The organism is Jiella soli (assembly GCF_020615385.1).
Taxonomy (GTDB): Bacteria; Pseudomonadota; Alphaproteobacteria; order Rhizobiales; family Rhizobiaceae; genus VKMB-3413.
Genome location: NZ_JAJAVB010000025.1, coordinates 441,185 through 466,795, shown reverse-complemented (window position 1 = coordinate 466,795; position 25,611 = coordinate 441,185). Strand labels below are relative to the sequence as shown.

At 66.4% G+C, this 25,611-nt stretch carries 14 protein-coding genes; 5 read left to right on the top strand and 9 right to left on the bottom strand.

All coding sequences use genetic code 11. The features are described from left to right. Window positions 1–74: 74 nt before the first annotated feature. From LH400_RS16605 to LH400_RS16580, 6 genes are all read right to left on the bottom strand, one after another. Complete coding sequence (locus LH400_RS16605; protein WP_229154425.1) at window positions 75–1,127, bottom strand: Gfo/Idh/MocA family protein; 1,053 nt, start codon at window positions 1,125–1,127, stop codon at window positions 75–77. Window positions 1,128–1,177: 50 nt separating this feature from the next. After that, window positions 1,178–1,963, bottom strand: a complete 786-nt coding sequence (locus LH400_RS16600) for a ThuA domain-containing protein (RefSeq protein ID WP_229153965.1) — start codon at window positions 1,961–1,963, stop codon at window positions 1,178–1,180. Window positions 1,964–2,055: 92 nt separating this feature from the next. Further along, on the bottom strand, window positions 2,056–4,764 hold the full coding sequence (treY, locus tag LH400_RS16595) for a malto-oligosyltrehalose synthase (RefSeq protein WP_229153964.1): 2,709 nt from the start codon (window positions 4,762–4,764) through the stop codon (window positions 2,056–2,058). Beyond that, window positions 4,761–6,620 carry a 4-alpha-glucanotransferase gene (gene malQ / locus LH400_RS16590; protein WP_229153963.1) on the bottom strand — a complete coding sequence of 620 codons (1,860 nt, stop codon included), beginning with the start codon at window positions 6,618–6,620 and terminating at the stop codon, window positions 4,761–4,763. Before malQ ends, treY begins: the two co-directional genes overlap by 4 nt. After that, window positions 6,617–8,497, bottom strand: a complete 1,881-nt coding sequence (gene treZ, locus LH400_RS16585; protein ID WP_229153962.1) for a malto-oligosyltrehalose trehalohydrolase — start codon at window positions 8,495–8,497, stop codon at window positions 6,617–6,619. Before treZ ends, malQ begins: the two co-directional genes overlap by 4 nt. 255 nt (window positions 8,498–8,752) lie before the next feature. Next, on the bottom strand, window positions 8,753–9,865 hold the full coding sequence (locus LH400_RS16580; protein ID WP_229153961.1) for a zinc-binding metallopeptidase family protein: 1,113 nt from the start codon (window positions 9,863–9,865) through the stop codon (window positions 8,753–8,755). Window positions 9,866–10,066: 201 nt separating this feature from the next. On the opposite strand from LH400_RS16580, the gene LH400_RS16575 reads away from it, so the two are divergent. Then, window positions 10,067–13,495: a transglutaminase family protein gene (locus LH400_RS16575; protein ID WP_229153960.1), complete on the top strand. Its 3,429-nt coding sequence runs from the start codon at window positions 10,067–10,069 to the stop codon at window positions 13,493–13,495. Window positions 13,496–13,509: 14 nt separating this feature from the next. Here LH400_RS16575 and LH400_RS16570 read toward each other — a convergent pair whose 3' ends face one another. After that, window positions 13,510–13,821: a DVUA0089 family protein gene (locus LH400_RS16570; protein WP_229153959.1), complete on the bottom strand. Its 312-nt coding sequence runs from the start codon at window positions 13,819–13,821 to the stop codon at window positions 13,510–13,512. A 309-nt stretch (window positions 13,822–14,130) separates the two neighbouring features. Here LH400_RS16570 and LH400_RS16565 point away from each other — a divergent pair, with 309 nt between their 5' ends. The 4 genes from LH400_RS16565 (at window position 14,131) to LH400_RS16550 (ending at window position 19,972) form a co-directional block, all read left to right on the top strand. Continuing rightward, window positions 14,131–16,539 (top strand): circularly permuted type 2 ATP-grasp protein, encoded by a 2,409-nt coding sequence (locus LH400_RS16565; RefSeq protein ID WP_229153957.1) that lies wholly within the window; start codon window positions 14,131–14,133, stop codon window positions 16,537–16,539. Next, window positions 16,536–17,447 carry a transglutaminase family protein gene (locus tag LH400_RS16560; protein ID WP_229153956.1) on the top strand — a complete coding sequence of 304 codons (912 nt, stop codon included), beginning with the start codon at window positions 16,536–16,538 and terminating at the stop codon, window positions 17,445–17,447. The genes LH400_RS16565 and LH400_RS16560 overlap by 4 nt, the downstream gene beginning before the upstream one ends. Before the next feature lie 96 nt (window positions 17,448–17,543). After that, window positions 17,544–18,740, top strand: coding sequence for a GGDEF domain-containing protein (locus tag LH400_RS16555; protein ID WP_229153955.1), 1,197 nt, complete (start codon window positions 17,544–17,546; stop codon window positions 18,738–18,740). A gap of 80 nt (window positions 18,741–18,820) precedes the next feature. Continuing rightward, window positions 18,821–19,972, top strand: a complete 1,152-nt coding sequence (locus LH400_RS16550) for a GGDEF domain-containing protein (protein ID WP_229153954.1) — start codon at window positions 18,821–18,823, stop codon at window positions 19,970–19,972. 82 nt (window positions 19,973–20,054) lie between these two features. Here LH400_RS16550 and glgB read toward each other — a convergent pair whose 3' ends face one another. Both glgB and treS read right to left on the bottom strand, forming a co-directional pair. Continuing rightward, window positions 20,055–22,283, bottom strand: coding sequence for a 1,4-alpha-glucan branching protein GlgB (glgB, locus tag LH400_RS16545; RefSeq protein WP_229153953.1), 2,229 nt, complete (start codon window positions 22,281–22,283; stop codon window positions 20,055–20,057). Continuing rightward, on the bottom strand, window positions 22,280–25,609 hold the full coding sequence (gene treS, locus LH400_RS16540; RefSeq protein WP_229153952.1) for a maltose alpha-D-glucosyltransferase: 3,330 nt from the start codon (window positions 25,607–25,609) through the stop codon (window positions 22,280–22,282). Before treS ends, glgB begins: the two co-directional genes overlap by 4 nt. Window positions 25,610–25,611 lie beyond the last annotated feature (2 nt).

Below are 25,611 nucleotides of genomic sequence, written 5' to 3'. Positions count from 1 at the left end.
CCCAAGCCTTGCCAGAAGAAGCTGGTGCCGACCTTTCGCTCAGTGAAGCCGCCGGCCTGGCGGATCTTGGGCGGTCAGTCCGCCGGCGGCAGTTCGACCGGCAGCATCCGCCGCTCCGCATCCGAGACGAAGCAAAGATCGAGGATCTTCTGCACTTCAGCCGCCCGGCGGAAATCCGGCTCGCCATTCGTGCCGGACAGGAGCGCGATGACGAAGCGGTCGGCGTTGCGCGGGGTCGGCGGACAGTCGTAGGGCCGCCAGGTCTGCGTCTCGATGTCCGCCCCGAGACAGACCTGGAGGCTGGACTCGGTCGTGTTCGACCAGATCTTCAGCGCGCCGAGCTCGCCATGAATGGTCAGGTCGAGATCGTTCGCCTTGCCGGTCGCAAAGCGGCTCATATGGATAACCCCGAGCGCACCATTGGTGAACTCCACGGTCATCGCGCAGGAATCGTTGGCATCGAGCGTATAGCCGCCGATCGCGCCGCCCTCGGCCTTGTCGAAGGTCTTGAGCCGCGCCTGCAGGGCGGCGATGTCGAGCCCCGTGCCATAGGTGACGAAGTCGACGATGTGGATGCCGATATCGCCGAGCACGCCCATCGAGCCATGCGCGGAGGACAGCCGCCACAGCCAGCGCTCGTCGACCCGCCAATCGCCCCAGTGGCGGCCGGTCAGCCAGCTCTGCAGATAGCTCGCCTCGACATGGCGCACGGCACCGATCTCGCCGGCGTCGATCAGCCGCCGGGCCATCTGGATGGCGTGAGCGTTGCGATAGGTCAGGTTGACCATGTTGATGACACCGGCCTTCTCGACCGCCTCGACCATGTCGAAGGCATCATCGGCATTCACCGCCAGCGGCTTTTCGCAGAAGACCGCCTTGCCGGCGGCAAGGATGTCCAGCGTCGTCGCCTTGTGGACGCCGTCCGGCGTCGAGTTCACCACGGCGTCGAACTCGCCCCATTCCAGCGCCTTGCCGAGATTGTCGAAGGAACGCGGAATGGCGTGCATGTCCGCAAAGGTGCGCGACCGATCGGCGTTGACGTCGCAGGCGGCGACGATCCGGCAGCCGGGGATCGAGGTGAAGTGCTCGGCATGGCGGTGGGAAATCCCGCCGGTGCCGAGGATCATGATCCGTTTTTCGCCTGCGTCTGCCAATGCCGATCCCTCCTCTGCCGAACTCACCGATATCCCTCTTCGCCTGGCTTGTGCAGGGCCGGGCCCCGCTTCTCGATCGTCTCCGGCGCCTTCTCGACGGGGACGTTTGGCGCCTCTGCGACGTCCTCCCAGGCCGGCACCGGGTTGTGGGCCCAGCGCACGGCGTTCTTCAACACCCGCTTGATCTGCGGGTTGTGATAGATCGGATAGGTCTCGTGGCCCGGGCGGAAGTAGAAGATCTTCCCCGCCCCGCGCTGATAGGTCAGCCCCGAGCGGAACACCTCGCCGCCCTCGAACCAGGAGATGAACACCGTCTCCATCGGTTCCGGCACCAGGAACGGCTCGCCGTACATCTCGGCATTCGGCAGTTCGATCGCCGGTGTCACGCCCTGCACGATCGGATGCGAGCGGTTCACCGCCCAGAGACGCTCTCGCTCACCCGCCTCGCGCCAGCGCAAGGAACAGGGCGTGCCCATCAGCCGCTTGAACGGCTTGGAGAAGTGGCCGGAGTGGAGGACGATCAACCCCATGCCCTGATGGACGCGATCGGCGACCATCTCCACGGTCTCGTCGGACACGTCCTTATGCGCCTTATGGCCCCACCACAGCAGGACGTCGGTCTCGGCCAGACGCGCCTCGGACAGTCCGTGCTCGGGCTGGTCCAGCGTCGCCGTCGACACGTCGAACGCGTCGTCCTCCCTCAGCCCGGCGGCGATCGCGCCATGGATCCCGCCCGGATAGATCTCCCTGACGACGGCGTTGTTGCGCTCGTGGATGAACTCGTTCCAGACGACGGTGCGGATCGGCATTGCGGGTCTCCTTCCCAATCATCGGGGCCGCCCCGGCGACAGGGCGGCAAGATGCACGAAGCCGGCCCTTCGCAGAGGGTCCGGCCGTCGGCTCAGGCCGTCTCGAACAGGGCGAAAGGCAGGTCCGACAGGATCGTTCCGAGGTCGAGGCTCTTGCCGGGCGGCAGGATCTCTTCGCTGAAGCTATTGCGCAGGGAGCAATCCTGAAGGACCTGAGGAAGCGCAACGCTTGTGTCGCCCCAGCGGCCGCCCGCCGGCATGATGTCGACCCGGCCGTCGAGCAGCGAGAGGCACAGGCGCGGTGCGATCGCGATGGCCGCCTTGCCGGCTTCCTCGTCAATGCGGGCGAAGGCGACGACGTGATCTGCGAGGTCCCCTTCCGCGGCAAGGGGGACATAGGCGCCGCGCGCGAAGAGCTCTGGATTGCGGTTGCGCATGGCCAGGCCCGCGCGGGTCACCTTGGCCTTGATCCAGCCGCTCCGCCAGGTCTCGCACGCCTCGTCCCAGGAGGTCTCGCTGCCCATCGCCTCGCTGCGCACCGCAAAGTCTACCGGTCGGCGGTTGTCCGGATCGACGAGAGAAAAGTCGTAGAACTCGGTGCCTTGGTAGATGTCGGGGATGCCGGGAGCCGCAAGCTTGACGACGAGCTGCGACAGCGAGGTCAGCGCGCCGGCGGCGACGAAGGGCTGCGCCACCTGCCAGAAATGCGACAGGAACGCCTCGGCATCGCCGCTCTCCAGCATGGCATGGGTGAAGTTCGACAAGGCGGTCTCATAGGCGCTCGCAGGAGAGGTCCAACTCGTCCAGCGCTTGGCCTCGCGCACCGCCTTTTCGGCAAAGGCGGCAAGACGCTCGGCGATGCCGTGCCGCAAGGCCGCGTCGCCCGGATCGAAGTCCGTCGGCAGGACGCCGAGCAGCGACTGGTAGAGCCCCCATTCGGTGGCGGGATCGGGCGAGTTCACTCCGGGCTCGATCGACTTGCGCCACGGCTCCATCCGCCGCGCGAACTCCGTCACCATCTCGCGCCAGCGCTCCGGCGCTTCGGACAGCGTGTAGAGCCGCGCGCGAGCATCCTCGGCGCGCTTGGTGTCGTGGGTCGAGGTGGCGAGGAGGCCTTCCGGCTGATCCTGCAGCCGGGTCTCCATCGCCTCGTGGAAGGCCGAGACATCGGCGCCGTAATGATCCGGCTCGCCACCGACCTCGTTGAGAGCGATCAGACGGTTGTAGCGGTAGAAGACCGTGTCCTCGACCGCCTTGGCCATCACCGCGCCGGTGGTCTGCTGGAAGCGCCGGGTGAAGTCGAGCGCGCCGGCGATGTCGGCGCCGTCGATGAAATCGAGCTTCAGGAGCCGGCCGATGAACTGGATCGGCTCGTCCGCCTCGACCTCGCGCCAGGTCATGGCGAGGTCGACCGCCTCGTCGATGACGGCGATGTCGCGCCGCGGCACCCCGTCGACGGAGACGTAGGTGCGGTAGACCGGGAGCGCTGTCGCGACCTCGACGATCGATCGGGCGATGGTGTCGGAGCCGAGGTCGCGCGTCGCCAGGCCGCGTTCGGCGACGCCGAGCGCCAGATTGGTGAGGCTGACAAGTTCGCCGGCGAGATTGCGCTGGAAGATCGCCCGCTTCTGCCGGGTGATCATGGCGCGCAAATCCTCCTCCTCGCCGATGAAGGCGTGGTAGGCGTCGGTCATCGCCGCTTCCTGTGCGGCGTCGACGTAGAGACCGGCGAGGGCCGTGATGAACTCGTAGCCGGTTGTGCCCTCGATCTCCCAATTGTTGCGCAGCCGCTCCTCGCCGGTGAGGATCTTCTCGACATGGATCGAGGGCGAGCGCCGCACCGACTGGAAGGCCTGGCGCAGCTGCACGAGATAGCCCTTGGGATCGGCGAGGCCGTCGACATGGTCGATGCGGATGCCGTCGAGCCGGCGCTCGCGGGCGAGCCGGATCACCGTCTGGTGCGATTCGGAGAACACCCGGCGCAGTTCCTGGCGCACGCCGATCAGGTCGGCGATCTCGAAGAAGCGCCGATAGGTGAGCTTTTCGCGAGCCGTGCGCCACCAGGCGAGACGCCAGGCCTGCGCCTCGTGCAGTTCGTGGAGCGCGGCCGGATCGGCATTGATCGCCGCCAGCGCCGCGTCGAGCGCCGCGCGGAAGCCGGGATCTGCGAGATGCTCGGCGAAGCGCTCGGCGAGTTCGTCGGCCTCGGCGGGCGTCGACACCGAAAACCGCCGGACCAGGCGGTCCTTCTCGGCATGGTCGAGCAGGCCGAAGACGTGCCCGTAGGTGCGCGGATCGATCGGCAGCCCGTAGCCCGCCGCGTCGAAGCGCAGCTGCGCCGCATCCGCATCGAGCTGGACCGAGAGCTCGTCATCCTCCAGCGCGTCGCCATAGGGTTTGCCGAGGACCGGAACGAGGATCTTCTCGGCTTCCCAGGAAATGTCGAAGGTGCGCGCGTAGCGGCTCTCCTGGCCCCAGCGCAGCACGTCCTCCCACCAATGATTGACCGGCGAGACACCCATATGGTTCGGCACGAAGTCGAGGATCAGGCCGACATCCGCTCCCGAGAGCGCGTCGCTCATCGCGGTGAAGCCGGAAATGCCGCCGAGCTTCTCCTCGAGGGCGTTGTAGTCGGTGACGTCGTAGCCGTGGGTCGAGCCCGGCGAGGCGGCGAAGATCGGCGAAGCGTAGAGATGGCTGACACCCAGGCGGGCGATGTAGGGAGCGAGCCCGGCAGCGCCGGAGAAGTCCATGCCCTCGCGAAACTGCAGCCTGTAGGTCGCGACCAGGGGGCGGCTCATGAGCGGTTCGGCCTTTCCCGCCGCATCGCGGCGGCCATGTTGCGGAAGCGTTCGCTCTCCGCGAGATCTTCGAGGGCGATTGGCGAGCGGATACGCCAGTTGGGATATTGATCGGTCGTGCCGGGCAGGTTCGGCTGTCGATGCGAGCCGATCATGTCGTCGAGTTGGACGGTGACGAGAAGCGACGGCGTCATCGCGACGAAGCGGTGGACGGCGACAGCAAGATCTGCCGAAAGCGTGTCCGGAACCTCGTCCTCGCCCGCGGCGACCCGAGAAAGCTCCGGCGGCAGGACACCCGCCTCGGCGAGCGCGGAGACGAGCGCGCGCTTGTCGTGCCGGCGATCGGTCCGGTCGCGCTCCGTCGCCGCCGCGTCCTGGGTGCCTGCCTCGAAGCGAAGGGCGATATCGGCCCCGTCCCACCAGCCGGCAAGCGTCGCGAGGTCATGCGTCGACACGCAGGCGAGCGAGAGCTTGGGATAGGCCGCGGGCGGCAGGAACTCCGTCTCGCGGTGCCGCTCGAAATACAGGACACGGTAGGACATGACCTGTGCCGTCTCCATCACGTGGCGAAAGCCCGGCGGCACGGTGCCGAGATCTTCACCGACGACGAGACAGGCATTCGCCTCCGAAACCTCCGCAACGGTGTCGACCATCGCGCCGAGCGGATAGCGCACATAGCCGCCGCCGGAAGAGCCGCTGTCCTGCGGGATCCACCACAGCCGGGCGAGCCCCATGGCGTGATCGATGCGGACCGCGCCGGCATTGCGGGTGAGCGCCTCGAAGGATTCGCGCAGCGGCTTGAAGCCGCGCTCGGCCAGCGCCTTCGGCGACAGCGGCGCAAGGCCCCAGTCCTGGCCCTGGCTGTTGAACATATCGGGCGGCGAGCCGACCCGCGCCGCAGCCACCGTCAGCGACGGGTCCATCCAGGTCTCGGCGCCATCCGGCGCGACACCGACGGCAAGGTCGAGATAGAGGCCGATGCGCATGCCGGCGGCCTTGGCGCGTGCCTGCGCTTCGGCGAGTTGCTCCTCGGCTTCGAACTGCAGCCATTGATGGAACAGGACGAGATCGGCATTCTCCTCCGCAAACGCCGACACCGCTTGGTTGTCACGATCCTGCAGCGCCCCGGGCCAGGAATGCCAGCCGGCATGAAACCCGTCCTCGACCTGCCGCTCCGAGATCGCCTCGAATAGCGCGAAGCCGGCAAGCGTATCGCCGCCGCCGGCGCAGAAGCGCTCGAAGGCCTGCTCCTCGCGGATATCGTCGCGCCTCGCGGCGAAAATCTTCTTGAACAGCTGCAGCTTCAGCTGCCCGGCCCGCGGATAGTCGACAAGGTCGCCGTCGAGGTCCTCGAAGAGCTCGGGCGCCTCGGCGCGAAGCGCCGCGATCGCTTGCGGCCCGCCCTCCAGCCGGTCGACAGCGATGTAGAGCGGGTTGAGGAAGCGCCGGGTGGACGGGGAATAGGGGCTGTAGCGGCCGGGATCGGCGAGGAACAGCGCGTGCAGTGGGTTGACGCCGACGAAGGCGGCGCCCTCCTCGCCTGCGATCGACGCAAGCTGTGCCAGATCCTCGAAATCGCCGATGCCGAGATTGCGCGCAGACCGAAGCCCGTAGAGCTGGCAGGACACGCCCCAGAAGCGGTGGTCGCGGACCGTCTGCGGCAGGGCGCATCGGCGCGTCGGCGTATCCTGTGCCTCGTCGAAACTGCCGAAGTCCTCGTCCTCAGGGTCGATGCCGAGGGCGCCGAGAAGCGACCGCTTCGCCGCATCGTCGATCTGGCGGCGCTCGCCCATTTCGGAGACATAGGCAAGCTGGATGCCGTGACTCTCGGCAAGCCGGTCGAGATGGTCGCTCACGAAGACTTCCCTGCGATCAGTTGCTGGCCGTCGAGGCGGAAGACGACGCTCGGCCCCGGCAGAACGCCCGTCGCCAAAGCCTCCTCGGCACCCTTCGGATGGGCATGCACGAGCTTGCCGCGGCCGAGATCGCCCTTGCCGACGCCTTGTGGCACGGCCCAGGGTTCGTCGTCCAGATTGGCGAAGAGCTGCAGCACGGACCCGTCCTTCAGCCTCCAGGAGACGACGAAGGCACGGGTCTCGTCCGAGACCTGATAGGCGCCGCAGCTCGGCGGCGTCTCCTTCAGGAGCGGCACGATTGACGCTTGGCGCTTTTCCAGGAGTTCCCGGACCATGGCCAGCCGGCGCCGATAGGTCGGGCGCGTCGCCATCTCCCAGTCGAGCTTGGAGGCTTCGAAGGTCGAGGCGGCGTTCGGATCGGGGATGAGCTTGCGCGCATCGGCATCATGGAAGGCGGCGAACTTCCTGAATTCGCTGCGACGCCCTTCGCGTACGAGGTCGGCGAGTTCGCCATGGAAATCGGTGAAGAAGCAGAACGGCTTGGTCTCCCCGTACTCCTCGCCCATGAAGAGGAGCGGAATCTGCGGGGACAGGAGCAGGATCGCCTGCAGGCATTCCACGACCCGCCGCGAGGCGAGGTCCGTCAGCCGGTCGCCGAAGGCCCGGTTCCCGATCTGATCGTGGTTCTGCAGGAAATTTACGAAGGCCGTGGGCGGAAGATGGGCCGAAGAGGTGCCGACGTCCTTGCCCCGATGCGCCGAATGCTGTCCCTGGAAGACGAAGCCGGTCGCCAGCGCCCGCGCCATCTGCTCGACGCTCCTACGCGAATAGTCCGCGTAATAGCCCTCTTCCTCGTGGGTCGCGAGGACATGGGCGCAGTGGTGGAAGTCGTCATTCCACTCGCCGGAGACCAGCAGCGGCTCGCCGGCCTTCCCGCGCTCGATATGCCAGGTGATGTTGCGGTCGTCCTCGGTGGTGATGTGGACGTGCCGATCCGGGTATTTCTCGCGCACACGGGCGGCCAGTTCCTTCACCAGCGGCGTGTCGGTCGTGTCCTTGATCGAGTCGATGGCGTCGAGGCGCAGCCCGTCGATCCGGTATTCCTCCAACCAGAACAGCGCGTTCTCGATCATGAAGTCGCGCACCGGCGTCTCGTCATAGGCGATCGCCGCGCCCCAGGGCGTGTGGATCTCCTCGTGGAAGAACTCCGGCGCATAGGAGCCGATATAGTTCCCGTCGGGTCCGAAATGGTTGTAGACGACGTCGAGGAAGACCATCAGCCCGCGCTCATGGGCTGCGTCGATCAAGCGCTTCAGGCCGTCGACCCCGCCATAGGTCTCGTGCGGGCAATAGAGCAGCACGCCGTCATAGCCCCAGCCGCGCTTTCCCGCGAACTGGGCGACCGGCAGGAGCTCAATCGCGGTGATGCCGGTCTCTTTCAGATAGTCGAGCTTCTCCACGATCGCGTCGAACGTGCCCTCGGGCGTGAACGTCCCGGTATGGAGTTCGTAGAAGACCGCCTCCTCCCAGGGTCGGCCCATCCAGCCCGGCGTGCGCCATTCATGGGCAGCCGGATCGACGAGCCTGGAGAGGCCGTGAACGTCGTCCATCTGCGCCCGCGCCGCAGGGTCTGGCACGACCCGTTCGCCGTCGACGCGGAAGCCGTAGCCTTCGCCGACCGCCACCTGGTCGGTGGTTAGGCTCCACCAGCCGGCGTCGTCCCGCTCCATGGGGAGGAACTCGGCTGCGTCGCCCGTCGCCCCGAAGGCGAGATCGACCGAGCCGGCGCCGGGCGCCCAGAGCCGGAACCTTGCCCCGCCTTCCGTTGGGAAAGCTCCCCAGGATGTCTCGAATGCGAATTGATTGCCCTTGGTCATGGCCACTCGTCTAGGTCGGTCGAGGGTCGCCGGGGGAGCGCGCATGCGGACGAATGGCGAAGGATAGCCGGCTTGTCGCATCCGGCCGTCACGCTTCGCGCAGCTCGGGTTCCGCACCCGTCCCGCCGGAGCGAGCCACGAATATGGTTGTCCATCTCTTAAGTGGAGCGCCATAGGCCGCTTCAAGCCTAGAGCGCCTCGGATTTTCGTGCGCCGCCCACAAGACATTCTTCGACAAGGGCTTTTGCTGGATTTTCAACCCCCGGCGGCTGCGCCCTGTGCCGCTTGCGGCAGGTTGGCCCTCTGGTTTCCCAGCCGGAAGTGGACGAGATCGTGGATGAATCCGAGCTTGCCCCTCACCGTCTCGGAGAGGACGAAGGGATAGAGGTCGTTATGTCCCATCGATCGGTTGAACGAGTTGAGCGCCGCCGAAAGCGCCAGCCACGCATCGGTGATGTCCTCGATGGTGATTGCCTCGGCAAAGACGTCGAAGTCGATGGTCGTCGTCAAAAGCCCGGAATCCTTGACCCTGGGATCGACGGACACGCCCCACCAGTGCCCGGTCTCCAGCGAGTCGACGATGTGGAGGTAGTGCGACCAGGTCTCGGCGAAGTCCTCCCAGGCGTGCGAGGCGGCATAGGAGGACACATACTCGTCCTGCCAGTTCGGCTTCGGGCCGTTGCGGTAGTGCGTCTGCAGCGCTTCGCCGTAATCCACCTCGTCATTGCCGAAGATGGCGCGGCATTCGGCGAGCGCGCCACCGTCGCGCACCAGCCGGTCCCAGTACCAGTGGCCGACCTCATGCCGAAAATGGCCGAGTAGCGTGCGATAGGGCTCGCCCATCGACGTGCGACGCTTTTCCCGTTCGGCATCGTCGGCCTCGACCAGCGCGATGGTGATCAGGCCGTCGTCATGACCCGTCATCACATGCTGCTCTCCCGGCGTCTCCGCAAGGAAGTCGAAGCCGAGGCCCTCCGGCGCCTCGTCGCGGGTGAAGAGCGGCAGGCGCAGCCGCAGAAGCGTGTAGACCATGCGCCGCTTGGCGATCTCCATCCTCTGCCAGTTCGCGACATTGGCCGGGTTCGAGGCATCCGGGACCGTCAGATTGTGCCGGCAGGCCTTGCAGAAGGTGTCGGCACTGTCGCCCGGGATCAGCCAGTTGCAGACGCCGAACTCGTAGTTCCCGCAATACTTCCAGCGGCTGCCGTCGGAATGGCGCCCCGCCGAAACCCAGATCCCCTCCTCCGGCTCCAGCGCCAGCATGCGGTTGGATTCCGGCTCGTAGCCGAGCGCATGGCTGCAGCGCTCGCAAAGGACGTTTTCAAAGAAGACGACCTGCGAGCAGGACGGACAGGAAAAGAGTTTCATCGAAAAACCACCGACCGCGCATCGGCGCGAAAAGAGTTGCGCGCATCAATGTTTGACCGGCTCGCAAGTTCCTTGAAGATCGCTGCGGCGCAATAAAATCGGGATGCGTCGCCCGTTCCTGCCGCATGGGCGCTTGCCGAAGGTCCGTGAGGCTATATGGTCCAAAGCCAAGTCGCGGCCACCGTTCGAACGAAGAGTTACATGTCGATCCTTGCAGCCCTCCATCACGTCACCCACTACAAATACGATCGGCCCGTCCGCCTCGGCCCGCAGGTCATCCGGCTCCGCCCGGCGCCGCACTCGCGAACGAGGGTGCCGTCCTATTCGCTGAAGGTCCTGCCGGAGCCGCACTTCATCAACTGGCAGCAGGATCCGTTCGGCAACTACCTCGCCCGTTTTGTCTTTCCCGAACCCGCGACCGAATTTCGCGTCGAGGTCGATCTTCTCGCCGACATGACGGTCTACAACCCCTTCGACTTCTTCGTGGAGGAGATGGCCCAGAGCTGGCCGTTCACCTATGAGGAGCCGCTGCGCACGGACCTGTCGGCCTATCTCGGCGCGGAGGCCGCCGGACCGCGCCTTGAGGCCTTTCTCAGGGATCTCGACCGGTCGGAACTCGAGACGGTGAACTTCCTCGTCGGCCTCAACCAGGTGGTCGCCGACCGCATCGAATATCTGGTGCGCATGGAACCGGGCGTGCAGACGCCGGAGGAGACGCTGGAGAAGGGCTCCGGCTCCTGCCGCGATTCCTCCTGGCTGCTCGTCCAGATCATGCGGCATCTCGGCTTTGCCGCCCGCTTCGTCTCCGGCTACCTCGTCCAGCTGAAGCCCGACCGCGTCGCCATCGACGGGCCGGCCGGCACGTCCACCGATTTCACCGATCTCCACGCCTGGGCCGAGGTGTACCTTCCCGGCGCCGGCTGGATCGGGCTCGATCCGACCTCGGGCCTGCTCACCGGCGAGAGCCACATTCCGCTCGCCGCGACGCCGCACTACCGCTCGGCGGCGCCGATCTCCGGCGGCGTCGATTTCGCCGAGGTCGAGTTCGAATTCGACATGACGGTCAAGCGGATCGCGGAGCGCCCGCGCGTCTCCTATCCGTTCTCCGAGGAGAGTTGGCAGGCACTGAACGCGCTCGGCGAGACCGTCGACGCGGATCTGAAGGCCAATGACGTCCGCCTGACCATGGGCGGCGAGCCGACCTTCGTGTCCATCGACGACTTCGAGGCGCCCGAGTGGAACGCCGACGCGACCGGCCCGAGGAAGCGCGGCCTTGCCGATGCCCTCATCCGGCGCCTGCGCCAGCGCTTCGCTCCGGGCGGATTCCTGCATTACGGCCAGGGCAAGTGGTATCCGGGCGAAACGCTGCCACGCTGGACCTTCTCGCTCTACTGGCGCAAGGACGGGGTGCCGATCTGGAAGAATGCCGACCTCGTCGCGCGCGAGACGGCGACGGATCCGGTCGGGGCAGAGGAGGCCGAACGACTGGCGACGAAGGTCGCCGAACAGCTCGGCGTTCCCGCCGACCACGTCGCGCCGGCCTTCGAGGACGCTGCCTACTGGATCGCCCGCGAATCGCAGTTGCCGGAGAATGTCGAGCCGACCGATTCCAAGCTCGAGGACCGCGAGGAGCGCTCGCGCCTCGCCAAGGTGTTCGAGCGCGGTCTGTCGCGGCCGACCGGGTACGTCCTGCCCATCCAGGCCTGGCAGGCGCGCGACCGAAGCGTGCATTGGCTATCGGAGCGCTGGCGCACGCGCCGGGGGCACCTGTTCCTCGTGCCCGGCGATTCCGCCCTCGGCTACCGCCTGCCGCTGGGATCCCTGCCTCATCTCAAGGCCGGCGACTTTCCCTTCATCCATCCGGCCGATCCGACACAGCCCTTCCCGCCGCTGCCGCCGCAGAACCGACAGCTCTGGGGCCGCGTCGAGATGCAGACGCAGGCCGCCGACGGCATCGACCAGTCGATGGCCGGCCCAGCAGGATCGATGAGCCAGCAGATGCCGCCGCCCGGCGATCCCGGCGGGGCCTCCAACCTGGCGGGCAACATGGCCGGCCAGACCATGTCCTTCGGCGCTCCGGTACAAGGCCCCGGCGAGATCGAGGGCCATGTGCGCACCGCCCTCTCGATCGAGCCGCGCGAGGGCAAGCTCTGCGTCTTCATGCCGCCGCTCGAGACCGCCGAGGCCTATCTCGAGCTTCTCGGCGCAATCGAGGAGATTGCTGAAGCCGAGAAGCTTCCGGTGCAGATCGAGGGCTATGCACCGCCGCACGATCCGCGGATCAACGTCATCCGCGTCGCGCCGGACCCTGGCGTCATCGAGGTGAACGTCCATCCCGCCGCGTCCTGGCGCGAGGCGGTGGCGATCACCACCGGCGTCTATGAGGACGCCCGCCAGTCGCGGCTCGGCACCGACAAGTTCATGATCGACGGCAAGCATGCCGGCACCGGCGGCGGCAACCATGTCGTCGTCGGCGGGGCGAGCCCGCTCGACAGCCCCTTCCTGCGCCGGCCGGACATGCTGAAGTCGCTGGTCCTCTACTGGCAGCGCCATCCCTCGCTGTCCTATCTCTTCTCGGGCCTGTTCATCGGCCCGACCAGCCAGGCGCCGCGCATCGACGAGGCGCGGCACGATCAGCTCTACGAGCTGGAGATCGCCATGGCCCAGGTGACCTCCGATTCCGGGTCCACCCCGCCCTGGCTGACCGACCGCCTGTTCCGCAACCTCCTGATCGACGTCACCGGCAACACCCATCGCGCCGAGATCTGCATCGACAAGCTCTATTCGCCGGACGGGCCGACGGGCCGGCTCGGCCTCGTGGAATTCCGCGGCTTCGAGATGCCGCCGGACGCCAGGATGAGCCTCGCCCAGCAGCTCCTGATCCGGGCGCTGGTCATGAAATTCTGGAAGCGTCCGGAAGAGGGCAAGTTCGTGCGCTGGGGCACCAGCCTCCACGACCGCTACATGCTGCCGGAATTCGTCTGGGCCGACTTCCTCGATGTGCTCGGCGATCTCGAGCGCTCCGGCTATCCGCTGCGGCCGGAATGGTTCGAGGCGCAGTCTGAGTTCCGCTTTCCCTTCTGCGGCAGGATCGAGCGCGAGGGCGTCGCGCTGGAGTTGCGCCAGGCGCTGGAGCCCTGGCACGTGATGGGCGAGACCGGCGCGATCGGCGGCACGGTGCGCTTCGTCGATTCCTCGGTCGAGCGGCTGCAGGTGAAGCTGACGAATTACGAGGCGGCGCGCCACATCGTCACCTGCAATGGCCGCGAGGTGCCGCTGTCGCCGACCGGCAAGGGCCGGGAGGCGGTGGCCGGCGTCCGCTTCAAGGCGTGGCAGCCGGCCTCGGGCCTGCATCCGACGATCCCGGTGCATGCACCGCTCACCTTCGACATCTACGACCGCTGGTCGCAGCGCTCGCTCGGCGGCTGCGTCTATCACGTCGCCCATCCCGGCGGGCGCAATTACGACGTCTTCCCGGTCAACGCCTACGAGGCCGAGGCCCGGCGCCTCGCCCGCTTCGAGGAGATCGGCCACACGCCGGGCTCCTACCAGCCGGTGCGCGAGATCCCGGACCCGTCCTTCCCGATGACGCTGGATCTCAGGCGCCCGGCGGGGCTGGCGGTCGTGTAGATGGCGAACGCTCCCTAGGCCGCGCAATCGATTGAGGCCCCTTCGACAGATGCGTGGAGGATATAGGACAATCCTTCACTCAGAAGGCCATCTCCATCGTACTGGCTCACCACGAGATAGTATTCGCCGTCTTCGTCGAATACGAAGTCGATCAGGCTGGAGAAGGAGCTGCTTCCCGGGTCGGCGTCCGAATCGTCGTTGCGGGCGAGCATCGTGCCGACATCGTCGTAGAGCGTCAAAATCGTGGCGAAATTTGCGGCGTCGATGTCGAAGATCCCCCGGGCGCCTTCCGAAGCAGAAAAGGAATAATATTCGGAGGCCTCCAACTTGATAGAAATCCGCCACATGTACGACAGGTAGATATACGGTCGGATTCCTATCTTGAGTTACAATCTGCCATCAAAAACTTCTTTTGCAAGACGTTTGTCCGGAAGAGAAATGGTCACCGTTTCCGTCGGGGCGGTCGCCTGATTCCTGGCGTCATCCGACCTCAGAGAGCGCCTGCACCCGAAGTCGATCAAACGGCATCACTAAAGGAGGTCTTGGGAAGAGCACTTCCTCAAATCACCCGCTTTCCCCATGCCTGCCCGGCGATGCTATAGGGTGGTGAAACGCCCAGCGAGCCGCCATCATCAGTGCCCTTCGATCCCGCCCAGTTCAGCCACTACGCCAGGCTCGCCGCAGGCGGTCGCGACGAGATGCTCGCCACCAGCGGCGCGATCCGGCCGCACTACGCGCCGCTTCTCTCGACGCTCTCGAGGCTCACCCGCGGCGAGCGTGAGGCCCGCTTCGCCTCGGCCCGGCAATATCTCTCGGAAGCCGGCGTCTTCCATCAGGTCTACGGATCGGCGGAGGGCGGCGAGGAGCGTCACGAATGGCCGCTCGGCCATCCGCCGCTGATCGTCGACCCGTCCGAATGGGCGTCCCTCACCGCCGGCCTGGTTCAGCGGGCGGACTTCCTCGAGCGCGTCCTCGCCGACTTCTACGGCGAGAGGCGGCTCATCCGCGATGGCGTCGTTCCCGGCGCCCTCCTCGGGCAGAACCCCGAATTCCTGCGGCCGCTGGCCGATCAGGGCCTGTCGGGCGAGCCGCTGATCCGCTTCATCGCCATCGACCTCGGCAGAGGGCCGGACGGGCGCTGGTGGGTGCTCGGCGATCGCACGCAGGCCCCCTCCGGCGCCGGCTTCGCGCTGGAGAACCGGGTCGCGACCTCCAAGGCCTTCCCCGATATCAGCCGCGACATGAACGTCGAGCGCCTGGCGCCGTTCTTCCGCCGCTTCCGCGAGGCGCTCTACGCCGTCGCGGGGCCCGACATCTCAAGGATCGGGCTCTTGACGCCGGGGCCGCACAACGAGACCTATTACGAGCACGCCTATCTCGCGCGCTATCTCGGCCTCCTCCTGCTCGAGGGCGGGGACCTGGTCGTCCACGGCGATCGCGCCGAAGTGCGCACGGTCGACGGCTTCCGGCCGATCCGGGTCCTCTGGCGCCGGCTCGACGCCGATTTCGCCGACCCGCTGGAGCTCTTCGGCGGCTCTCGGATCGGCACGCCCGGCCTGTTGCGGGCGATCCGCTCCGGCGCCCTCACAATGGTCAACGCGCTCGGCTCGGGCATTCTGGAAGCGCCTGCGCTGCTCGGCTTCCAGTCGGCGATGGCGAAAGCGATGCTCGGCACCGAGCTTTCGCTGCCGACCATCGCCACCTGGTGGTGCGGCCAGGAGAAGGCGCGGGCATACGTTCTCGATCATCGCGAGCGGCTGCAGTTCTCGGCCGCCTTCCCGGCCGGCGCGGCAGCACCAAGCAATGCGGCGGACGGGATCGCGTCGCTGTCGCGGACGGCGCTCGAAGCCCGGCTGCGACAACAGGGCCTCGCCATCGTCGGCCAGGAGATCGCGGCGCTCTCGACGGCGCCGGTGTTTTCCGGCGGAGGGCTCGAGCCTCGTCCGGTCACGCTGCGCGTCTTCCTCGCCCGCGACGAGGAGGGGTGGCACGTCATGCCGGGGGGATTTGCACGGGTCGCAGATTCCCGCGATGCGCGCGTCATCTCCATGCAGCGCGGCGGCGGCTCGATCGACGTATGGATCCCGTCCGACAGCCCCTCGCGGCCGGTCACGCTCCTCGGCTCGGGCCAGAGGCGCTTCTCGCGTCGCTTGCCGGGCGCCCTGCCGGCCCGCGCCGCGGACAATCTCTATTGGCTCGGACGCTACACGGAGCGCTGCGAGGTCGCGACCCGGCTCTTGAGGCTCTATGGCGCCCGCACCGGCGAAGGCGGCAAGGCGGGCGAGCTGGAAGCGCGGACCGCCGCGCTGCTGGCGGGTCTCGGCGTCGACGCACCATCCGGCGAAGCCGCGCGCGGGCTCCTCGCCCTCGCCCGCCAGGCGGCGGACACGGCGTCCCGCATCCGCGACCGCTTCTCGCCGGACGGCTGGCGCACGCTGACCGACATCGTCGGCCTGATCATGGAGGCCATCGCCGATGGCGAAGACGATCTGGTCGGCCTCACCAGCCAGATCCTGACGCATCTGTCCGGCTTCGCCGGCCTCGTGCAGGAGAACATGTACCAGTTCACCGGCTGGCGCTTCATGCAATGCGGCCGCAGTCTCGAACGGGCGCGGATGTCGGCGACGATTGCATCCTCGCTCGTCGCGGACGAACCGCCGGAGGGTGCGCTGGAGGCGCTTCTGGTCTTCTCCGACAGCAGCGTCACCTATCGCCGGCGCTATTCCGTCGACCTGTCGAGCGAGACGGTGATCGACCTCACCATCCTCGACCCCCTGAACCCGCGCTCGGTCGCCTTCCAGGTGAACGCGCTCTTCGAGGCGCTCTCGGCCCTGCCGGGAATGACGACCGGGGAGACGCCGGACATGGTCTTCCGGCGGCTGGCGCGGCTGAGAGTCCGGCTGCAGACGGCGGACGCCGACGAGATCTCCGCAGCCTTCCTCACCCGCATCGCCGACGATCTCGGGGCGATTTCCGACCTTCTGACCCGGCGCTACCTCCTGTCGAGCCCGAAGGCCGAACGGCCGGACCAATATCCAGAATGATCTACGACCTCACGCTGAAGATCGGCTACGAATACCCATCCGCGGCCGCCGATGCCCGCCATGTCCTGAGGGTCCGCCCACGCGAGGAGCCCGGCCAGAGCGTCGAGCGGACCGTGCTCACGGTTACGCCGCGGCCGGACGAGCACCATGCCGAGACCGACTTCTTCGGCAACCCTGTCGACGCGATCGCCTATCACCGGCCGCACACGGCGCTAAAGGTGGAGATGCGGGCACGGGTGGCGCTGGCGCGCCGGTCGATCGATCTCGCCGACACGCCGACGCGGTGCACGCTGGCCGACCTCGCCTTCCTTTCCCGCGAGAGCGACGGCGCCTCGCCGATCCATTTCCTCGCAGCGAGCCGCCGGGCCGCCCCCCTGGCGGCTCTCTCGGCCTATGCCGGCGAGATTCTCGCGGACGCTTCGGTCGGAGCCGGCATCCTCGCCCTTGCGGACCGCATCAAGGCCGACTTCGCCTACGTTCCCGGCTCGACCGGCGTCGGCACCACCGTCGCCGAGGCCTTCGACAGCCGGCGCGGCGTCTGCCAGGACTTCTCCCATGTGATGATCGCCGGCCTCAGGGCGAACGGCATCCCCGCCGGCTATGTCAGCGGCTTCCTGCGCACCGATCCGCCGCCCGGCCGGCCGCGCTTGGAGGGAGCCGACGCCATGCATGCCTGGGTGACCGCCTGGCTCGGGCCCGACTGCGGCTGGGTCGGATTCGACCCCACCAACGGCGTCGTCGCCGCCGACGATCATGTGAGCGTCGCGGTCGGCCGCGATTATGACGACGTGGCGCCGGTCGCGGGCGTCTTCGTCACGGCCGGCACGCAGAAGACGTTCCATTCGGTCGACGTCGTTCCGCTGCCGGCGGCGCCGGCCGCCGAAGACCGGCCCGCTCGTCCGCAATGACTTGAATGCGTTTCAACAGAGCGGACGAAACGTAACATTTTCTAGACCTTTGCTCCTTAGCGTTGCGGCATCGATGCCTCTCGCTGGCGGGGAGTCATGCATTTCGACGTCACCACCATGGTCCTGCTTCTGGCGGGGACCTGCGCTATTGCCGCAGGTGCTCTGCTGGCGGAATGGTGCAAGGGGCGCGAAAAGGCGCTGGCGTGGTGGAGTTCGGCGTTCCTGGCCATCGCCGTCGGGAGCACGCTGACGCCGCTCCGCCAGTTCGGCCTCGACGTCCTGGCGATCGGTATCAGCAACATCCTGATGGCCGGCGGCTATGGAGCCCTCTTCGCCGGCGTCGCGGTGTTCACCGGTCGTTCTCGGCTGATCGCCTGGTGGCCGGGCGGGAGCATTGCCTGGGTCGCCTTCTGGATTTTCGCGCCACAGTTCGACGACATGAGCCTGCGCGTGGCGTTCCTGTCCCTGATCGTTGCCGCCTATTCGCTGGCCGCTGCGGTGCTCTTCCTTTTGACCGCCCGGCCTTCACCCGTCGTGCGCACGCTAGGCTGGCTGTTCGCCCTCAGGGCCGTTCTCTTCACGCTCCGGGCCGTCTTGGCCGGCGTCGACGGCGCCGTCCTCGACATTCGCATGATGACGGGCTTCGCCTACACGTCGGTCATGTTCGAAGGGGTGCTCGCCTCCGTGCTGATCGGTTACCTCCTCCTGTCGGCGGGCCGGGAACGGCGCGAGAATTCGCTGAAACGCCTCGCCGAGACGGACTATCTGACGGGGATCGACAATCGGCGCGCCTTCTCGATCAAGTCCCGCATGACCCTGACGCTTGGCGCCGGCAGGCCGAACCGGGAGCACGCGCTGCTCGTCCTCGATCTCGACGACTTCAAGCGCCTCAACGACGACCACGGCCATTCCTTTGGCGACGAGGTCCTGCGCCTTTTCGCCGCGGTCGTTTCGCGGCATCTTCGCGAAAACGACCTCTTCGGCCGGCTCGGGGGCGAGGAATTCGCGATTCTCCTGCCGGAGAAGACGCACAACCAGGCTGCGGCGGTCGCCAATGTCATCCGCCGCGACTTCGCACGCGCGGCGGAGACGGTCGACGGACGGGCAGTCGGCGCGACCGTGAGCATCGGCGTCGCCTCCACCGGCCACGGCGACAGTCTGGAGGCGCTGCTCGCTCTGGCCGACGCCGCCCTCTACCGGGCCAAGGCCGGCGGCCGCAACAAGGTCGTCACGGCCGACCCAGCGGCCGAACAGGCGGATCCCTTCTCCCTGTTCTCCCAGCCGGCCCGCTGACGCGGGCCTAGCCTCGTAAGACTTCTTCTATCTTTGCGATGTAGGCCCGGGTGCATTTTGCATCTGGGTCGAAGAAGGTCATGAAGGTCGACGTCGCCACAATCTTCTTTGTCCTTTCGGGTATCGCGTTCGTCGCCGCTCTGGCGGTCCTGGCGGAAACACGCAAGCTCGACCGGGCGCCGATGGCGTGGTGGACGATCGGATTCCTGTGCATCGGGGTGGGCGCCGGGACGGCGCCGCTGCGCCTGCTGCCGGGTCTCGACTGGCTGGCGATCGGCGGAAGCAATCTCTTCCTGAGCGCCGGCTTCAGCTTCATCATCTGCGGCGTTGCACGGTTTACCAGGGGGAGAGACCCCGTCCTCCTTGCGCTTGTCGCGCCGCTGGTCTGGCTCGCCTTCTGGCTCTTCTGCCCGTATTTCGCTGCGATCGAAGCCCGGATCGCCGTGCAGTCGGCAATCGTGGCGAGCTATTCCTTCATCGGAGCCCGGCTTCTCCTCACTGGCGTCGAACGGACGTTCTTCATCCGTGTCCTTGCGGGCGTCTTCGCCCTGCACGGCTTTCTCTATTCGCTGCGGGTGGCGCTGCTGCCGGTGCCGGGCGCCGTGCTGGACGATCACCAGATGACCGGCTTCGCCTTCACCCTTGCCATTTTCGAAGCCGCCATCATCGTCGTCGCGATCGCCTTTCTGCTGATTGCGGTGGCACGCGAACGCGCGGAGAGCGACCTTCGGCAATTGGCGGAAACCGACTTCCTTACCGGCATCGGCAACCGGCGGGCCTTCGAGCAAAACGTGACCCTTGCACTTTCGGACAGGCAGCCGGAACAAAGTCCCAGCAGCATCGCCGTCCTCGACCTCGATCACTTCAAGCGCATCAACGACACGTTCGGCCATGCCTATGGCGACGAGATCCTGCGCCTCTTCTGCAAGACCGTCCGGCTGAAGCTCGGCCCGGCGGACATCTTCTGCCGCCTCGGCGGCGAAGAGTTCGCGGTCTGCCTGCCTGACCGCAGCGCGGCGGATGCGGCTCTTGCCGCGGATGCGATCCGCCGGGACTTCGCCGAACGCGCCCGGATCTTCCGGGGTAAGACTGCCGACGCCACCGTAAGCATCGGGATAAGCGAAATCCGCAGTCCGAGAGGGCTGCGGGAGTCGCTGTCAGTCGCGGACGCAGCGCTGTACGGCGCCAAGCGATCCGGGCGAAACCGGGTCCAGATCGCTTATCCGGCATAGGCTGCCCCCCGGGCGGCCACACCGATCGTCGAGATCGCTGCGGCCCTCCGCAGGACGCATATGCGCAGGAACAGGCGGCTCCTTATCCCTCGTGGACGAGCACGATCGTCGCGAGCGGCGGCAGGGTCAGCGAGATCGAATAGGGCCGACCGTTCACCGAATGCTCCTCGGCTTCCTTGCCACCCATATTGCCGACATTGGAGCCGCCATAGATTTCGGAGTCAGTGTTCAGTCGCTCGGTCCACTGACCGCCGGAGGGCACGCCGACCTCGTACTCGTGGCGCGGAACCGGGGTGAAGTTCGAGACGATCAGCACCGACTTGCCGTCGCGATCCTTGCGCAGGTAGGCGATCACGCTCTGCTCGACATTGGCCGTGTCGATCCACTCGAAGCCGGCTGGATCGCAATCCAGCTGATGCAGCGCCGGGATCTCGCGATACATGGTGTTCAGATCGCGAACCAGGCGCTGCATGCCCTTGTTCTCGGCATTCTCCAGGAGATGCCAGTCGAGCGACTGGTCGTGGTTCCACTCCGCATACTGGGCGAACTCGCCACCCATGAAGATCAGCTTCTTGCCGGGATGCGTCCACATGAAGCCGAAATAGGCTCTGAGATTTGCGAACTTCTGCCACTGGTCGCCTGGCATCTTGCCGATCAGCGAGCCCTTTCCGTAGACCACCTCGTCATGGGAGAGCGGCAGGACGAAGTTCTCGGAATAGGCATAGACCATACCGAAGGTCATGTGGTGGTGGTGATAGCGCCGGTTGACCGGGTCTTCCTGCATGTAGTGCAGAGTGTCGTGCATCCAGCCCATGTTCCACTTGAAGTGAAAGCCGAGGCCGCCGGCATAGGTGGGGCGCGATACGTCGGGGAAGGCAGTCGATTCCTCGGCATGCGTTGTCGCCTTCGGGAAGTACTCGCCGACGCGCTCGTTGGTGTCCTTCAGGAAGGCCATGGCCTCGAGGTTCTCGCGGCCGCCATGGACGTTGGGCTCCCACTCTCCCGTGTTGCGCGAGTAGTCGAGGTAAAGCATCGAGGCGACGGCGTCGACGCGGAGACCGTCGATGTGGAACTGGTCGAGCCAGTACATGCCGTTTGCGACGAGGTAGTTCTTCACCTCGTAGCGCCCGTAGTCGTAGATCAGTGTGTTCCAGTCACGATGGAAGCCGCGCCGGGGATCCGGGTGCTCGTAGATCGACGTGCCGTCGAAGCGGCCGAGGCCGTGGACATCGGTCGGGAAGTGGCCCGGGACCCAGTCGAGCAGGACGCCGATCCCCTCCTGATGCAGCGCGTCGACGAGCCGGGCGAACGCCTCGGGCGAGCCATAGCGCGAGGTCGGCGCGAACATGCCGATCGGCTGGTAGCCCCACGAGCCGTAGAACGGATGCTCAGAGACCGGCAGCAGCTCGACATGGGTGAAGCCCATGTCCTTCACATAGGGGACGAGGTCGCGGGCGATCGCGTCATAGTCGAGAAAGCTGTTGTTTTCGCCGCGGCGCCATGAGCCGAGATGAACCTCGTAGATCGAGATCGGCTTCTCGCGGTTCTGCCACTCGGCGTCATGGGACTGGAATTCCGCATCCTTCCATTCGTGCTCGATCAGGCCATCGACGATCGAGGCTGTGGACGGCGCCTGCTCCTGATAGAAGCCGACGGGATCGGCCTTCAGGGGCTGCACATTGCCGTCCGGGCCGACCAGCTCGAACTTGTAGACCTCTCCCCGGCCGACATTCGGCACGAAGAGCTCCCACACGCCGCATTCGTGGCGCCGGCGCATGACGTTACGCCGTCCATCCCAGGAATTGAAATGGCCGACGACCGAGACGCGGCGGGCATTGGGCGCCCAGACCGCAAAGGCGACGCCCGACACCCCGCCCATCTCGCGCGGATGCGCGCCGAGCTTTTCGTAGAGACGGTAGTGATTGCCTTCGGAGAGGAGATGGACGTCCTGCTCCCCGAGGATCTCGCCGAAGCGATAGGTGTCCTCTTCCTGCCATTCCTCGCCGCCGCCATGGCTGTAGCGAAGGTGATAGGCCGAGGACTGGTCGAGCCCCGGCACGAAGCCGGAGAAGAAGCCCTCGGGTCCGAAGGCTTCGAGGACGGCGAGCTCCTTGCCCTTGGCGTCGACCACCCGGGCCGAGTGAGCCCCCGGCCGGTAGACCCGCACGATCGCGCCACCGTCGGTGAAGTGCGGGCCGAGCACGGAAAAGGGATCGCCATGGACGCCCCGTTCGAACTCATAGGCCTGGCGCTCGTCCGGACGATGATCGATGGCGGCGCCTCCAGCGCCGGTGTCTGTGTTGATGTTCATTTCAAAACCTGCCGTTTTTCGAGGAGCGCGATAATCCCGCGCAACGGGATCGACAGCCATGCGGGTCGCATCGCCGCCTCGTAGCGGAGTTCGTAGAACGCCTTATGGAGAATGAAGAGGTCGAGAAGCTGAGAGGTTGCTTCGTCCTTAAGAGAAATTCCGGATGCCTCGCTCCAGTGGGCGAGAAAGGACTGCGTGGTCTCATCACGCCAGCTTTCCGCCATTTCGCCGAGGCGCTCCATCGTTGCCTCGTCCGCCGGGCCCGCCTTGTCGCGGGCGGCGAAGGCTGCATAGTCGAATGAGCGCAGCATGCCGGCGACGTCGCGCAGCGGCGAGGTCTTGCGCCGGCGGTCCTCCAGCGCGCGGCCCGGCTCGCCCTCGAAGTCCAGGATGACGACGTCGTTCTTGGCGACCAGGACTTGGCCGAGATGGTAGTCGCCGTGGATGCGGGTGCGGTGGCTGTTCACCTTCAGCTCGGCGAATCCGTCGAACCAGGTGAGGATGTCCTTCTCCGCTCCCAGCAGCCGCTCGACGCCGTCGGCATTGGCCTCGCCGGCATTGGCGGCCGATTGCTTGAGGATCGCCAGCGCCTCGCTCGCCTCCGCCTTGGCCTCCTCGATCATCTCGCCGAGGAATTGCGGCGTGACCGGCTCCGGGTCGAAGGCGGGATCGCCCGTGACCGTCGCCAGCGCGGCATGCATCTCGCCGGTGCGCCGGCCGAGGACCTCGCCCGGATCGATCTGGATCATGAGCTTGGGCTCGCTGAGCGCGCCGACCTGGCCCTCATCATCCGCCACGGGCGGATAGGTGTAGGCATGGTCGCGCAAATAGCGCGCCAACGCGTCGGTCGCGACGGTCCAGGCATCGCCCTGGTTCTGGATCTGCTCGAACATGGCGACGAGCGCCGTCCGGCTGCCGTCGGCCCGGACGAGCTCGATCGAGCCGAGCAGCGCGGGCGCCGCTTCGAAACCGGTCTTCTCGGTCAGGAAGCGCGTCACCTCCAGCTCCGGCTGGATGCCGTCGCGCAGCCGGCGATAATATTTCAGGATCGCTTCCGACCCGACCAGCAACGAAGTGTTGGACTGCTCGGCGCTGAGCGGGACGATCGCTTCCGCCTCGACGGCGAGTGCCCGTTCGAGTGTCTCGCGCTGTGCGGCCGAGGCCTCGACATGCAGCTTTGCCTCGCCGAGATCGATGTCCTTTCCGGCGGCGATGATCTGGATCAGGAGCTCGGCAAGGTCGGGATTGCGGGTCCCGTCGATCACCGCGCCGACCTTCGGACCCTGGCGGATCTTGGCGATGGTGTAGGGCAGTGCCGGCGCCTGTGCGCCGAAATGCGTCTCGCCCCAGAGTGTCGACAGCGGCAGGAAGTAGTTCTGCGTCTCGCCGCCGACCTGGACCTCGACCTCGACCAGGAGATGCCGGCGTGAATTCGGGATCGGCCCGATCGCCCGCGTCCTGACGGACCGCGGCCGCTCGGTCTTGCCGGCGAACCACCGCCGGCCGGAGATGAAGCTCGGCAGCACCGTCTCGAGTTCACGCTTGTTCCGCGGTGTGATGGTGGAGGCGATGTCCTTGCCCGCGACGAGCGTGGAGAAGTCCGGCAGCGGCGTGGGGGCACTCGGATCGCCGGTACTCTTGCCGGACAGGTCGAACCAGAAGAACCCGTAGGCCGGCAGGGTCAGCACGTAATTGCCATTGGCGGCGACCGCCGGGAAAGCCGAGAGGCCGAGCATCTCGATCGGAACAATGCCGGCATAGTCCGACAGGTCGAGCTCCACCGCCTGCGCCGACCCGGAGAGGTTCGCGACGCACAGTATCCGCTCGTCCGCATGGGAGCGGACATAGGCGAGGATCTTGCGGTTCGAGGGAAGGAGGAAGTCGATCGTGCCGCGCCCGAAGGCTTCCTTGGTGCGCCGGACCTGAATCAGGCGCCGGACCCAGTTCAGCTGCGAGGCCGGATTGTTCGACTGGGCTTCGACATTGACCCCCTGATAGCCGTAGACGGGATCCTGGATCACCGGCAGATAGAGCCGCTGCGGGTCGGCGCGGGAAAAGCCGCCATTTCGGTCGGCCGACCATTGCATCGGCGTCCTGACGCCGTCACGGTCGCCGAGATAATAGTTGTCGCCCATCCCGATTTCGTCGCCGTAATAGACGACGGGGGTTCCGGGCATGGACATCAGCAGCGCGTTGAGCAGCTCGACCTTGCGCCGGTCGTTGCCCATCAGCGGTGCAAGGCGCCGGCGGATGCCGAGATTGATGCGGGCCCGCGTGTCGGCGGCATAGGTCTGCCAGAGATAGTCGCGCTCCTCCTCGGTGACCATTTCGAGCGTCAGCTCGTCATGGTTCCTGAGGAAGATCGCCCATTGGCAATTGTCCGGGATCTCCGGGGTCTGCCGCATGATGTCGGTGATCGGATGCCGGTCCTCCTGGGCGAGCGCCATGTACATGCGCGGCATCAGCGGGAAGTGGAAGGCCATGTGGCATTCGTCGCCCTCACCGAAATACGGACGCGTATCCTCAGGCCATTGATTGGCCTCGGCGAGCAGCATGCGGTCCGGATAGTGCTTGTCGAGATCGGCCCGGATCGCCTTCAGGACGTCGTGCGTCTCCGGCAGGTTCTCGTTGTTGGTGCCCTCGCGCTCGACGAGATAGGGGATCGCGTCGAGCCGCAGCCCGTCGACGCCCTTGTCGAGCCAGAAGTGCATCGTCGCCAGCACCTCCTCCATCACCTTCGGATTGTCGAAGTTGAGGTCCGGCTGGTGCGAGAAGAACCGGTGCCAGAAATACTGCCCGGCAACCGGGTCCCAGGTCCAGTTCGAGGTCTCGGTGTCGGTGAAGATGATGCGGGTGAGGTCGTAGCCCTTGTCGTCGTCCGCCCAGACGTAGAAATCGCGCTCGGGCGAGCCCTTCGGCGCCTTTCGGGCCGTCTGGAACCAGGGATGCTGATCCGAAGTGTGGTTGATGACCAGCTCGGTGATGACCCGCATGCCGCGCTTGTGCGCTTCGGCGACCAGCCGCTCGACATCGTCGAGATTGCCGTAGGACGGGTTGACCGACCGATAGTCGGAGATGTCGTAGCCGTCGTCGCGAAGCGGCGAAGGGTAGAATGGCAAGAGCCAGATCGCCGTGACGCCGAGCTCCTGGATGTAGTCGAGCTTGTCCAGAAGCCCCTGAAAATCGCCAATCCCGTCGCCGTTCGAATCCGCGAAGGTCTTGACGTGCAGCTGATAGATGATCGCGTCCTTGTACCAGTCGGCGGCCTTGAGGTCGGGTCCGGATGTTGTCGGCTCGACGGGCGCGACGGAGACAAATTCGTTCATAA